Origin of the sequence: Ferruginibacter sp. (genome assembly GCF_031391665.1) — a bacterium.
Classification (GTDB): domain Bacteria; phylum Bacteroidota; class Bacteroidia; order Chitinophagales; family Chitinophagaceae; genus Ferruginibacter.
Map to the genome: position 1 here is coordinate 1 of NZ_JANMUN010000041.1, position 13191 is coordinate 13191.

General features: G+C 37.2%; 12 protein-coding genes. 5 read left to right on the top strand and 7 right to left on the bottom strand.

The features are described 5' to 3' along the window. The 5 genes from ACY651_RS03475 to atpH all read left to right on the top strand — a co-directional run. On the top strand, positions 1-1413 hold a 1413-nt coding region (locus ACY651_RS03475), incomplete at its 5' end, for an ABC transporter ATP-binding protein (protein ID WP_462249756.1). Positions 1414-1591: 178 nt separating this feature from the next. After that, positions 1592-2656 carry a F0F1 ATP synthase subunit A gene (gene atpB, locus ACY651_RS03480; protein WP_462249758.1) on the top strand — a complete coding sequence of 355 codons (1065 nt, stop codon included), beginning with the start codon at positions 1592-1594 and terminating at the stop codon, positions 2654-2656. Positions 2657-2691: 35 nt separating this feature from the next. Continuing rightward, complete coding sequence (gene atpE / locus ACY651_RS03485; RefSeq protein WP_462219815.1) at positions 2692-2934, top strand: ATP synthase F0 subunit C; 243 nt, start codon at positions 2692-2694, stop codon at positions 2932-2934. A gap of 177 nt (positions 2935-3111) precedes the next feature. After that, positions 3112-3606: a F0F1 ATP synthase subunit B gene (atpF, locus tag ACY651_RS03490; RefSeq protein ID WP_462249760.1), complete on the top strand. Its 495-nt coding sequence runs from the start codon at positions 3112-3114 to the stop codon at positions 3604-3606. A 139-nt stretch (positions 3607-3745) separates the two neighbouring features. Then, a complete protein-coding gene (gene atpH / locus ACY651_RS03495) occupies positions 3746-4309 on the top strand; it encodes an ATP synthase F1 subunit delta (protein ID WP_462249762.1) in 564 nt (187 codons plus the stop codon). Between the two features lie 59 nt (positions 4310-4368). Here the strand turns inward: atpH and ACY651_RS03500 are convergent, their stop codons facing one another. The 7 genes from ACY651_RS03500 to purD form a co-directional block, all read right to left on the bottom strand. Then, positions 4369-5112, bottom strand: coding sequence for an MBL fold metallo-hydrolase (locus tag ACY651_RS03500; RefSeq protein ID WP_462249764.1), 744 nt, complete (start codon positions 5110-5112; stop codon positions 4369-4371). 177 nt (positions 5113-5289) lie between these two features. Continuing rightward, the gene (gene rodA / locus ACY651_RS03505; RefSeq protein ID WP_462249766.1) at positions 5290-6657 is read right to left on the bottom strand and encodes a rod shape-determining protein RodA; all 1368 of its coding nucleotides are present in this window, start codon (positions 6655-6657) and stop codon (positions 5290-5292) included. A 103-nt stretch (positions 6658-6760) separates the two neighbouring features. After that, complete coding sequence (locus tag ACY651_RS03510) at positions 6761-8863, bottom strand: penicillin-binding transpeptidase domain-containing protein (protein WP_462249768.1); 2103 nt, start codon at positions 8861-8863, stop codon at positions 6761-6763. 85 nt (positions 8864-8948) lie between these two features. Further along, positions 8949-9482 (bottom strand): rod shape-determining protein MreD, encoded by a 534-nt coding sequence (gene mreD / locus ACY651_RS03515; protein ID WP_462249770.1) that lies wholly within the window; start codon positions 9480-9482, stop codon positions 8949-8951. Positions 9483-9647: 165 nt separating this feature from the next. After that, complete coding sequence (gene mreC / locus ACY651_RS03520; RefSeq protein WP_462249772.1) at positions 9648-10511, bottom strand: rod shape-determining protein MreC; 864 nt, start codon at positions 10509-10511, stop codon at positions 9648-9650. A 99-nt stretch (positions 10512-10610) separates the two neighbouring features. Next, positions 10611-11636 carry a rod shape-determining protein gene (locus ACY651_RS03525; RefSeq protein WP_462249774.1) on the bottom strand — a complete coding sequence of 342 codons (1026 nt, stop codon included), beginning with the start codon at positions 11634-11636 and terminating at the stop codon, positions 10611-10613. 180 nt (positions 11637-11816) lie between these two features. Then, positions 11817-13097 carry a phosphoribosylamine--glycine ligase gene (purD, locus tag ACY651_RS03530; RefSeq protein ID WP_462249776.1) on the bottom strand — a complete coding sequence of 427 codons (1281 nt, stop codon included), beginning with the start codon at positions 13095-13097 and terminating at the stop codon, positions 11817-11819. Positions 13098-13191: the final 94 nt, after the last annotated feature.

Below are 13191 nucleotides of genomic sequence, written 5' to 3' on the forward strand. Positions count from 1 at the left end.
ACATTAACCACACGTACCATAAATGATATTGAATCTATAAACGATGTTTTTAGTGATGGGCTGATTCCAATAATTGCCGATCTCCTTTCCATCATTTCTGTTTTAACCTACATGTTTATTGTAAACTGGCAACTAACTTTAGTTTGCCTTGCACCGTTTCCTATATTAATGATTGCCACTTATTTTTTTAAAGAAAGTGTAAACAAATCTTTTATAAGGGTGCGTAATGCTGTAGCAAATTTAAATGCATTTGTGCAGGAGCATATTACCGGCATGGCGGTGGTGCAGGCTTTTGCTGCCGAAAAAAGAGAGTTCAATAAATTTAATGCTATTAATAAAGAGCACCGCAATGCAAACATAAAAGCCATTTTTGCTTACTCTATTTTTTTTCCTATTGTTGAATTAGTGATGGCCTTATCAATTGGTTTATTAGTGTGGTGGGCTGCAAAAGATGCAATTAATATAACGGACTTTGCTGAAAGAGATCAGATTGCCGGTATCATTACTTCTTTTATCATTTGTTTAAATTTATTATTTCGTCCGTTACGTGTAATTGCCGATAAATTTAATGTGCTGCAAATGGGCATGATTGCAAGCGAAAGGGTTTTTAAAGTGTTGGATAATGAAGACAGTGCTGTTAACGAAGGCGATCACATTCCAGTTTCCATACAGGGTAAGGTGGCCTTTGATAAAGTTTGGTTTGCTTATATTGATGAGCAGTATGTGTTGAAAAACATTTCATTCACAATTAATCCAGGCGAAACATTAGCAATTGTTGGCCATACCGGAAGTGGCAAAACATCCATCATAAGTTTATTAAACCGTTTGTACCATATACAAAAAGGCAGTATAAAAATTGATGATAAAAATATTGAAGCCTATCCTTTAGATACTTTAAGAACACAAATTGGCGTAGTACTGCAGGATGTGTTTTTATTCAGCGGTTCGGTAGTAGATAATGTTACACTTCGTAATCCGGAAATAAACAAAGAGGCTGTTATCAATGCTGCTAAACTTATCGGCATACATGATTTTATTATGCAGTTGCCCGGTAATTACAATTATAATGTAATGGAACGTGGTGCTACTTTATCGCTGGGCCAGCGGCAGTTGCTGTCTTTTGTAAGGGCATTATTATACAACCCTTCTATTTTAATTTTGGATGAAGCCACTTCTTCTGTAGATACCGAAAGCGAAAATTTAATTCAGCATGCTATAGATACTTTAATAACCGGCCGCACTTCTATTGTAATTGCACATCGCCTGAGCACAATACGAAAAGCAAGTAAAATAATGGTGCTGGATAAGGGAGAAATAAAAGAAATAGGCACCCATGAGGAGCTTTTAGCCAAACAGGGTTTTTATTATCAGCTGCATAAAATGCAGTTTGAGAAGAAGGGGGTAATTATTTAGATACACAGTTTACAATAAACTATAAATTGTACATTTTGATTACCAAATATATATTCACTTAAATACGCAAAGCTTTATTGTTTTTAAAGATACTTTTCGCCAGTTCCTTAATTAATCCCTCTTCAATTTTTAATTTCCCCTGTGCCGCCTTATCTTTGCGGCAAAATTAGGGATGGGTATGCTTCAAAAGTGTTTAAAATCTTTACTGGTACTGGCTTTCAGCCTTTTTTTAACTGTTTTTGCAAACAATGCTTTTGCAAGCGGCGAACCGGAAAATGAAGGCAAGGGAAAGTTAAATATGAAAGAAGTAATATTCGGTCATATTATGGATGGTCACGAGTTCCATTTTTTTAATGCTTCTATCCCTTTACCTGTAATATTATACTCCCCTCAAAAAGGTTTTTCTGCTTTTATGTCATCAGCTTTTCACCATGGCGAGCATGAAGTAGAAGGTTATAATTTAGTAAAAGGAAAGGTTGTACCAACCGATCCAACGGTTAAAGTGTACGATTTTTCTTTAACCCGTAATGTGGTACAAATGCTTTTGGCCCTAATAATTTTGGTTTGGATAATGGTAAGTATTGCAAAAAAATACACCGCTGGTCAGGGTGTAACATCGGCACCCAAAGGCATGCAAAGTTTACTGGAGCCAGTAATTACTTTTGTAAGAGATGAAGTGGCTGTTCCAAATTTGGGTTATAAAGCAAGTAAGTACCTTCCTTATCTATTAACCATTTTCTTCTTTATATTAATCAACAACATTTTTGGTTTAATACCGGGTACTGCAAATGTTACGGGTAATATTGCCTTTACTGTCGTGCTGGGTGTTATCTCTTTTGTTGTTACCATTGCAAGCAGTAATAAACATTACTGGGCACATATTTTTAACCCGCCGGGAGTGCCATTAGGTGTAAAGTTTATTTTAGTGCCGGTAGAGTTTTTAAGTATGTTCTTAAAGCCTTTCTCCTTAATCATTCGTTTGTTTGCCAATATGGTGGCAGGGCATATTATCATCATCTGTTTAATTTCACTGATATTTATTTTTGGAGAAAAAATGGGCACAGCCGCTGGCTGGGGTGCCAGTCCATTATCAATAGCATTTACTATTTTTATTTATTTTATAGAAGTATTGGTAGCGTTTTTACAGGCGTTCATCTTTACCACACTTACTGCAGTTTTAATTGGCGGTGCAATTGAAGGCGATCACGGCCATGATGATGCACATGCAACAACTGCTCATTAATTTCGGAATTATTAATTAACAATAAATCAAGTAACATGAACTTAGGATTAATTTTACTGGAAGGCATTGCAAACGCAGGTGGCGCCGTAGGTGCTGGTCTTGCTGCAATGGGTGCAGGTATTGGTATTGGTCAAATTGGTAAAGGTGCAGTAGAAGGTATTGCCCGTCAGCCAGAAGCCACTAACGATATCCGTGCTAACATGATTTTAGCTGCTGCCCTTGTAGAAGGTGCTGCTTTATTTGCTATCATCGTGGGCTTCCTTGCAATGGTTTTATAATCGTTGCCAACTTTTTACTGCATCCAAAGCAAAGGGCGGAGGATGCAGTATTTTAAAGCCCCTATCCCCTAAAGGGGGAAATGTGGTTAATCAGATTTTTGATACTGGCTTTTGTACTAATTCAACAATAAAACATTGGAGTTAAGATAATAGTAATAAGCCTTAATAATTTATAACATGGAACTTTTATTACCGGAAATTGGTTTACTTTTTTGGACGCTTTTAGCTTTCCTGATTGTGTTTTTTATTCTTAAAAAGTATGCATGGCCTGCTATTGTAAAAGGATTGAACGACAGGGAAAATTCTATTACTGAAGCATTGGCTACCGCCGAAAAGGTAAAACTAGAAATGGCGCAAATGAAAAATGATAACGAAGCTTTGCTGGCAAAAACCCGTGAAGAAAGAGGTGTTATTTTAAAAGAGGCTAAAGAAATAAAAGATAAGATAGTTAACGATGCTAAAGAAGAAGCCAAAGCAGCTGCTGCAAAAATTATGGCCGATGCACAGTCAACCATTCAGCAGCAAAAAATGGCAGCACTTACCGATTTAAAAAATCAAATTGGTAATTTAGTAATTGAAACCAGCGAAAAAGTTTTACGCAAGGAATTAAGCAATAAAGCCGAGCAGGAAGATTATATTAAAGTGTTGGCATCGGAAGTGAAGTTGAATTAACCCCTATCCCCTAAAGGGGGAAATGGAGACGATTGATTTTATATTTTGTTTTATTAATTTTTAACCATCAGTAATTTTCAAATTGAATTAATACTGATACAAATCAAGTTCCCCTTTAGGGGACAGGGGTAAAAGGGGTATGAACAATCCACGTTTAGCAGGCAGGTACGCAAAAAGTTTATTGGATTTAGCCACAGAGCAAAATCAAATAGAAGCTGTATATGCCGATATGAAATGGCTGAACAGCGTTTGCAAAAGCAATCCTGATTTTACAGCGGTATTAAGCAGCCCGATTATTAAAGCTGATAAAAAAGAAGCAATTATAAATGCCGTTACCCAAAGCAGGGTGAGTATTTTAACTACCGCATTTATTCAGTTGCTGGTTAAAAAAACAAGGGAAGCCAATTTACCCGAAATTGTAAATGCATACATTGACCAGTACAATACTTTAAACAATATTCAAAAAGTAAAAATTACTACTGCCGGCCCGCTTACAGATACTTTAAGGGAAGAGATTATGACGAATGTGAAAGCAGCAATGCCCACCAAAACATTTGAAATAGAAACCGCCATTAAAGATGAATTGATTGGTGGCTTTATTGTAGAAACCGGCGGACAGTTGGTTGATGCCAGTATATTAAGAGATCTGAAAGATATTCAAAAACAGTTTATGGATAATGAGTTTATACATAAGTTGCGTTAATAATTTTTGAGAAAAATATTTTGAAAGCTGTTACGGAAGTAGCAGCTTTTTTATTTTTATCAAAACTCCACCACCGGCGTTTTAATATCATGATAAAATAAAAAAGTCCATTTTTCCTGTTGCCCCTGTTGCCACCATTGCTGGCGAAGCTCCATACATTTCTTTCCATCATAATCGTACTTGGCTACAAATTTATTTTTCATTTGCTGCAGTTGCGGTGCCACATCGCCGCCAAAAAATATTTTCTGTCCATCTTCTTCAATCCAAAAAACCTGGTGAAAGGGCGAATGTGCGCCGGTTACTTCGTACTTTATATAATCATCAATAACACCATTACCCTGTGTAAAAATTACTTTATCGCTTTCGCCTAAAATTTCAAATTCTGCTGGTGTGTAAGAAGGTTTGCCTTTTGCCATAGCTGAATCAAATTCATCTTTGTTTACATAATACATGGCATTGGGGAAACTAATAAACCGATGCTGCAAAATTTTATCTTCCTTACTAACACCGCCGCTATGATCTTTATGCAAATGGCTTAATAAAACTTTGGTAACATCCAATGGGTTAATACCATTATCCAAAAGGTTTTGATGAATTTGTAAACTGCCGTTGGGATTAGTAAAACCCAGCCCTGTATCAATTACTAAAATATCTTTTGCAGTAACTATTGCAAAGGGTTGTATTTCTACCAGCAAACTGCCTATGGGCCTTTGCTGCAGATCATCTTTGTCTTTATTAAAAGGAACAAACTGTTTGGTGTTATCGATAGTGAATGCGCCTTCGCTGAGTGGAATTATTTTCATGATGCCGAGCCACAGCCCCCTCTATCTCCCCCCGAGGGGAGGAAATGAAGAAGATGATGGAGAATTTTGACCCTGATTATTTACTGGGTATTGTTATATAAAATAGTTAACTGCAAAAGTAATTGAAAAGAAGTAGGATAAAGCAGCGTATGCTCCCCTTCACGGGATGGGGCTGCTCTATCTCAATATCATTCCCCTGTCGGCATCTAATTTAATTGATATAAATAATAATACAGTAAAGGTTATTAAGGAAGAGCCGCCATAACTGAGTAATGGTAATGTAATACCGGGTGATGGTGCAAGCCCCAGCGTCATACAAACATTTAATGCCACGTGAAAAAATAAAATACCTACTACACAATACATATACACACGGCTGAAAGTACTTCTTTGCCTTTCTGCTAAAAAAACCAGCCGGAGCATTAAGCCAAAATACAGCAGCATTAAAACAACACAACCCCAAAAACCAAAATTTTCTCCAACGGAACTAAAAATAAAATCGGTGTTTTGCGCCGGCACAAACGAGCCACGGGTTTGTGTACCCTGCAGATAACCTTTGCCCCAAAATCCACCGCTGCCAATGGCAATTTTAGATTGCTTTACATTATAACTTTCTACTTTTTCGCCGGGTTTCTTTTTTGCTGTACCTAATTTGCTAAACTCTTTTTGTATTTCTGCAATACGATCAGGGTTTTTAAATTTATAATCGTCAATACCAAACGTAGAAAAAATACGCACTACCTGGTGTGGCTTTAAAACACTTTCAAACAAAGCAGGCACTAAAAATTTTTGTACACCTACGCATAAAATCCACACTGCTGCAATAGAAATTAAAAAACCCTTATCTCTTTTTATTTTTCTTCTGTATAAAAACATAAACAGCACCGCAATTACAGTAAGTGCAATAAATAAGGTATTGGGCAATATTACAATGCTGGCAATAATAAGTATGGCAAAAGAAAAAAGAATGATCAAATACATGGTGGGTAAACCTTCTCTGTAAAAAGAAATACCGAAAGAAAAATAAACAATGGCCGCACCGGGTTCGCTTTGCAATACCGATAATATGGCCGGGCTAAAAGCAATGGCCGCTGCAATTAATTGTGTTTGTGTTTTATGAAAATTAGTTTCGGGCAGCGATAAATATTTTGCCAGCGCCAGCGATGTAAATATTTTACAAACTTCCACCGGTTGAATATTCATAAAGCCCAGTGGTATCCAGCTTTTTGATCCGCCTACTTCTTTACCAACAACAAATGTGGCCAGTATTAAAAGGATGCCGAATGCATAAGCCAAATTGGCGGTGGCGGTAAAAAATTTACTGTCGGTAAGTAAAATGAATATGCCCACAATAATGCTGGCAATAAAAAAGAAAAATTGTTTGCTGTATTCTTTTTTAAATCCTAAAAAGGTTTGCATTACCGGGTCGCCGCTTTTATACTCTACCGAAAAAATACACAGCAGGCCAATCATTACCAGTATGGCATAAAGCCAAATCATTACCCAATCGATGCCTTTTGATATGGAAGGATTTTTTTGATACATAAAGTGAGCAGTGAGCCGTGAACCGTGAGCCGTGAGCCGTGAGTAAAAAAGGAGAAATTGCTTTTACTGAAAATCTCCTGCCTCACACCTGACGACTCACCACTCACGTTTTTACCGTGTCTTTTATTTCCGGTTTCTTTTTTTCATCAGGCAAAATTGCCTCTGTTTTAATTTTTATTTTATTATCGTTGCTGTCTTTTTTGGGTTGTTCTTTTTTTTGATCTTCTTTATCTTTTTTTAATTTATCCATCGCTTCATCTTCATCACTATCATCCATACCCAAAGTATCTTTTATAATTTTGATATACCCTTTTGCTACAAGATAAGCGGAGTCTTTAGAATGCCTTAATGAATCCTGCCTTTTCATTTCATCATAAATACGGGAAGGAATAAGATTTAATTTAGATAATTGATCGATCCTGGCAATCCTCGCTTTATCAGGTATAGAATCGTTTAAATATTTTTCAATCATTAACCCTACAATAGGAGCAGCATAAGTACCGCCAAATCGGCCGCTGTTTTCTACCACACACATAATGGCAATTGTAGGGTTTTCTCTTGGCGCAAAGCCAGCGAAAAAAGCATGATTGGGTTGTTTAACGCCACGGTAATAATTTTCTACCGTACCTGTTTTACCACAAATATTTATGCCGGCAACTTTTGCTGCCATACCAGTTCCCCTGTCCACCACACCCTGCATACCATCATGCACTGCTTCAAAAATACTGTCGGGTATATCAATGGTGTTATGCTTTTCTTTAAAATTTGCAAGCATATTAAATTTATCACCGCCTTCAATAGAGTCAATTAAATGAGGTGTTTTATACCAGCCTTTGTTAGCAATATAAGCCATTTCGTTTGCCACCTGCATGGGTGTTACATCTACTTCGCCCTGGCCAATACTTACCGAACGAAACGTACAATAATTCCATTTACCTGCCCCGTAAATTTTATTGTAATAGGCAGCATTGGGTATCAATCCACGTTTTTCAGATGGTACATCAACGCCTAATTTATGGCCCAAACCAAAAGCCTGCATATAACGGCTCCATACATTCAGGCTGCTATCCTGATTGGGATACTTTGGATTTGTAATTACCTTTTGCATTACATTGGCAAAATAAGTATTGTCGGAAATAGTGATGGCGCTGCGTAAATCGAATGTGCCATAATCCAAACACTTCATTGGCCTGCCACTGCCGCAACCATAAAACGCACCCGAGCAACTAAACCTGGTACTCGTTTCAATTACACCTTCGTGCAAACCAATTAAGGCTTGCAAAGTTTTAAATGTTGAGCCCGGCGAATAAGTTGCGCCTACCGTTCGGTTTAATAATGGTAACGCCGGGTTTAATAATAACTCCGCAATATGTTTTTTTCTTTCGGCACCGGTTAACAATTTTGGTTTAAACGTTGGGCTGCTTACCATACATAAAATGCCGCCGGTTCTGGGGTCTATGGCTACAATGGAACCTAATTTATTTTCCATTAATTTTTCTCCCAGTTCCTGCAGCTCTATATCTAATGAAGTGTGCATGTTTTGGCCTGCAATGGCAGTGGTGTCGAACTTTCCTTTTTCTAATCTTTCGGTAAGCCTGCCCACTTTATCTTTTTTCCAAAACTCAATTCCTCTCTGCCCCAGCATTACATTTTCGTAAGTTCTTTCCAAGCCTGTTTTACCAATATAATCTCCCATTACATAACCTGTGTATTTGGGATTTTTTAAAATATTAGAATCTACTTCGCTCAGGTAACCTAAAATATTTCCTGCGGCATCAAAAGGGTAATCCCTAACCGATCTTTCCTGTAAATAATAACCCGGCGAAAATTTATACAGATTTTCTGCAAGCTTGGCCATTTTTTCGTTACTCAGCAAAGCTTCAAAAATAGAGGGCCGGTAACTTTTATATTTAAAAACGATGTTCTCTATTCTTTTTCTAAACTCTGCGGTATCTATTCCTAAAATATTACAAATGCCTGAAGTATCGGTGCCTTTTATTTTACTGGGTATTACCATTAAATCGAAAATAGTGGTGTTTTGTAAAATAGATTTTCCGGTACGGTCGTACACAATTCCTCTATCGGGATAAATTACTTTTCTAAAAATGCCCTGGTCATCTGCAGCTAATTTGTATTTGGGAGAAAATAACTGCAGGTTCATCAGCTGCAAAATAATTATAAGCAACATACCGGTAAACACCAGCATAATTACATTTTTACGAGACTGATTAAAGACAGACACTTGGGATTTATGATTTTTTAGATTTGCGATTTTAGATTTATAATATTTACTACACTGTGTTTGTTCTGAATTTTTGTTTACGTACAAATAACAATTCGGTAATTATTATCAGCAGTAAACTAATGGCGGTTGATACAATTATTTTTACCAAAAAATACCAAATATTACCAAACTGCCATGCTTGTAATAAAAACAGCCAGGTGTGATGAATTATTGTGAGTACGGCAACATAAATAAAATAAGGCAGAAAACCTCCCATACTTTTAATGGAGGGTTCTTCATAATTATCATCTGCCCCTTCCTGGGGTATTAATAAATTTACAAGGTGTGGTTTTAAATAGGCAATTAAAACACATGCAGCAGCATGAAAGCCGGGATTGCGGTTAAAACTATCCAGCGTAAAACCAAATACAAATGCGATAATTAACTGCCAGCTGCGGTTCATATTAAAAGGCAACCATAAAACGAATAAAAAATATAAGTAAGGCGTTACCATTTGGTGCAGGTGAATTTTATCCAGCACAAAAACCTGTACCAAAATAAAAAGCATAAACCTGATAATATTTTTTACAACTGTACTCATTTATATTTTTTATTTTTTCACCTGCGGTGAAAATTATTGCTGCAGAGGCCACGGAAACAAAGAAACGGGTTTATTAATTTTATATGCAGCAACACGAAAAGCATATTAATATTTTCTGTGTTTCCGTGGCGATTCCGTTTTTTGCCAAAGGCAAAGACTGTTTCTTTATTTTGCCTGTTGTTTCGCTTTTTCTAATAATTGGTTAATGGCTTCCTGCTGATTATCGTCAATTACATAAACATACTGCAGGTTATAAAAATTTGCCGCCGACTTTAATTTTATTAAAAAATTATTGCTGCTTTTTTCTGCAAATACTTCTGTTATAAAACCCAGTATCTTACCTTTTGGAATTGTAGTGGTGCTAACACCACTTGATATTATAGTATCGCCTGCCGCAACCTTTGCACTTTTAGGTATGCGGTTCATTGATAAAATATTGGGGATTTTTCCATCCCAGTTAACCGTACCTGTTTCGCCATTACCTTTAAACAGCATGCCATCAACATGGCTATCCTTATGCAGCAAACTCATAACAATGGCATAATCATCGCTTACATCTGTAATACTTCCTACCACAGCATTATTAATATCAATAACACCCATACCAATTTTTACTCCACCCCGCTTACCCCTGTTTAACACAATAAAATTACTTTGCAGGTTTACCGAGTTTTCAATTACAGTTGCCTGCAGGTAATTATATTTTCTGTATTGTGTAAGCGAATCAATTTTAATGGTATCAATAACGGCCTTACTCGCTGTATCGGGTAATTGAAAATCGGCCCGCAGTTTATTGTACAATCTTTCATTAGCCTTAACTAATGAATCGTTTGTTTTTTTAAGATAAAAAAAATCTTCAATTTTATTGTACTGCTCATTTACTTTACCGGTAAGCTGGTTGGAAGTATTGCTAAAAACGGCTGTATGATAGGTGTTGTAATGAACAATCAAATAAATACAAAATCCCTGCAGCAGCAGGAAAAAAAGGAGGTTGAAATAGCGGCGAACAAAAAGAAAAATATTACGCACCGGGAGGAATAATTTAGTATATCGGATGTGAAAATATCGAATGTTCGGCTTATATCAACATTCGATATTTATAAATTCACCATTTTCTGTCTGCAACTTTTATCTCATCACAAACGGATACCTGTCGTAATGCTTTAACGCAATACCGGTACCACGTACCACACTCTTTAGCGGATCATCTGCAACATGCACCGGCAATTTAATTTTTGCCTGCAATCTTTTATCCAATCCTCTTAACAAAGCGCCACCACCAGTAATGTATAAACCACGGCGGTAAATATCGGATGCCAGTTCGGGAGGCGTAGTTTCCAATGCTTTTAAAATGGCTTCTTCAATTTTAAAAATACTTTTATCTAAAGCTTCAGCTACTTCCTGGTAACTTACCATCACCTGTTTAGGGATACCGGTAACCAAATCTCTACCGTTAACAGGAATATCGTCAGGAGGATTATCCAAATCTTTCATGGCGCTGCCTACCTGAATTTTAATTTGCTCGGCAGTACGTTCGCCAATTAATAAACTATGGTAACGGCGTAAAGCTTCCATAATATCTGCAGTGAATTCATCGCCTGCAATACGAATGCTCTGGTCGCAAACAATACCTGCCAAAGCAATTACTGTAATGCCGGTGGTACCTCCACCAATATCAATAATCATATTTCCCACGGGTTCTTCCACATCTATACCAATACCTAAAGCCGCAGCCATAGGTTCGTGTATCAAATAAACTTCTTTTGCGCCTGCCTGCTCTGCACTGTCACGTACGGCCCTTTTTTCTACTTCGGTAATGGAAGACGGAATACAGATCATCATTCTCCAGCTTGGGGCAAACAATGGTTTTTTTGGGTAGATCATTTTGATCATTTCCCTTATCATTAACTCGGCAGCATTAAAATCGGCAATTACACCATCTTTTAAGGGCCTTACGGTGCGTATGCTTTCGTGGGTTTTTTCATGCATCATCAATGCCTTTTTGCCCACAGCTAAAATATTTTTAGGATTGTTTCGGTCAAGCGCCACAATAGAAGGCTCATTTACCACCACCTCATCGTTGTGTATAATGAGGGTATTGGCAGTACCCAGGTCAATCGCAATTTCCTGTGTAAAAAAATTAAAGAGGCCCATATTTTATAAAGTGAAAATCGTACGTAATTTAATGCAGGCAAAGTTGGCGTAAATTATTTGAATTAACAACGGCAATTTTTTTATTTTTCAAAGATTTGTGACATTTTTTAAACGGGCATAAAAAGTGAACTTCAAAACTAAAAAATTATTTGCCAACGTTTAATTGATTAATGTGTGCGGTTATTCAAATTCGTAACCAATATCACTGCGAAAATATATGCCTTCAAAATACAATTGCTCCAGCATGTAATTTGAATGTTCGGCAGCTTCGGAAATGGTATTACCAAATGAAGTTACCACCAGCACTCTTCCACCAGTTGTTACTACTTCATCTTTTTTTATTTTGGTAGCAGAATGAAACATAAGGCTGCTTTGAAAAACCTCGTTATCAAGACCCAGTACAGGTATGCCTGTTTTAAAATCGCCGGGATAGCCACCGCTAACGGCAACAACTGCAGCAACAGACCGGTTGTCTGTGTCAATGGTTATTTCGTGTAATTTTTGTTGTGTGGTGGCAATAAGTAATTCTACCAAATCGTTTTTTATACGTGGTATTACTACTTCGGTTTCAGGGTCGCCCATGCGACAGTTGTATTCAATAACTTTTGGTTCCCCATTATCATTCATCAGCCCAAAAAATATAAACCCTTTATACTCTAACTGGTCTTTTTTAAGGCCGGCAATGGTTGGTTCAATAATTATTTCTTTCACCTTTTGTAAAAAAGCTTCGTCAACAAATGGTAATGGGCTTACCGCTCCCATGCCACCGGTATTAAGGCCGGTATCCCCTTCCCCAATCCTTTTATAATCTTTTGCTTCGGGCAGCAACAGGTAATTTTCGCCATCGGTAAGCACAAAAATGCTTAATTCAATGCCATTTAAAAATTCTTCTACCACTACTTTTTTTCCTGCATCACCAAATTTTAACTGGTGCAGCATCAGTTCAAATTCTGACAAAGCCTCCAAATTACTCTTACAAATTAAAACCCCTTTACCCGATGCCAAACCATCGGCTTTTAAAACTACCGGTAACGAATGGCCTTTTAAATACTCCACCCCGGCAGCATAATTTTCTGCAGTAAATTCTCCGTAAGCAGCCGTGGGAATATTATGGCGCTTCATAAAAGCCTTGGCAAATGCTTTGCTGCCTTCCAGCTGTGCCGCCGCTTTAGAAGGGCCAATTACAGCTATATGTTTTGTGGCTTCATTATTTTTAAAAAAATCGTAAATGCCTTTTACCAAAGGTTCTTCAGGGCCCACTAAAATCATATCTACCTGATTAGAGGTACATGCCGAAGCCAGCAACTCAAAATCGTTTACCGCCACGGGCAGGTTAGTACCACACAAAGCAGTACCTGCATTACCGGGTGCAATAAATAATTTATTACATAATTTACTTTGAGACAGTTTCCAGGCAAATGCATGTTCCCTGCCGCCGGAGCCAATTAAAAGAATATTCATGAATTGTTTAAAAAGATTAAATGGGTTAAAGATTTTTAGATTGCGAATTTAAAATTATGGCAGCGCATTTCAAGAATAATTTTTTAAATGGTAA

Bases quoted from the DNA above. Each gene is read 5' to 3' on its own strand.
- atpB (WP_462249758.1), top strand. From the start codon at position 1,592: ATGCTTCAAAAGTGTTTAAAATCTTTACTGGTACTGGCTTTCAGCCTT.
- atpE (WP_462219815.1), top strand. From the start codon at position 2,692: ATGAACTTAGGATTAATTTTACTGGAAGGCATTGCAAACGCAGGTGGC.
- atpF (WP_462249760.1), top strand. From the start codon at position 3,112: ATGGAACTTTTATTACCGGAAATTGGTTTACTTTTTTGGACGCTTTTA.
- atpH (WP_462249762.1), top strand. From the start codon at position 3,746: ATGAACAATCCACGTTTAGCAGGCAGGTACGCAAAAAGTTTATTGGAT.
- ACY651_RS03500 (WP_462249764.1), bottom strand. From the start codon at position 5,112: ATGAAAATAATTCCACTCAGCGAAGGCGCATTCACTATCGATAACACC.
- rodA (WP_462249766.1), bottom strand. From the start codon at position 6,657: ATGTATCAAAAAAATCCTTCCATATCAAAAGGCATCGATTGGGTAATG.
- ACY651_RS03510 (WP_462249768.1), bottom strand. From the start codon at position 8,863: ATGCTGGTGTTTACCGGTATGTTGCTTATAATTATTTTGCAGCTGATG.
- mreD (WP_462249770.1), bottom strand. From the start codon at position 9,482: ATGAGTACAGTTGTAAAAAATATTATCAGGTTTATGCTTTTTATTTTG.
- ACY651_RS03525 (WP_462249774.1), bottom strand. From the start codon at position 11,636: ATGGGCCTCTTTAATTTTTTTACACAGGAAATTGCGATTGACCTGGGT.
- purD (WP_462249776.1), bottom strand. From the start codon at position 13,097: ATGAATATTCTTTTAATTGGCTCCGGCGGCAGGGAACATGCATTTGCC.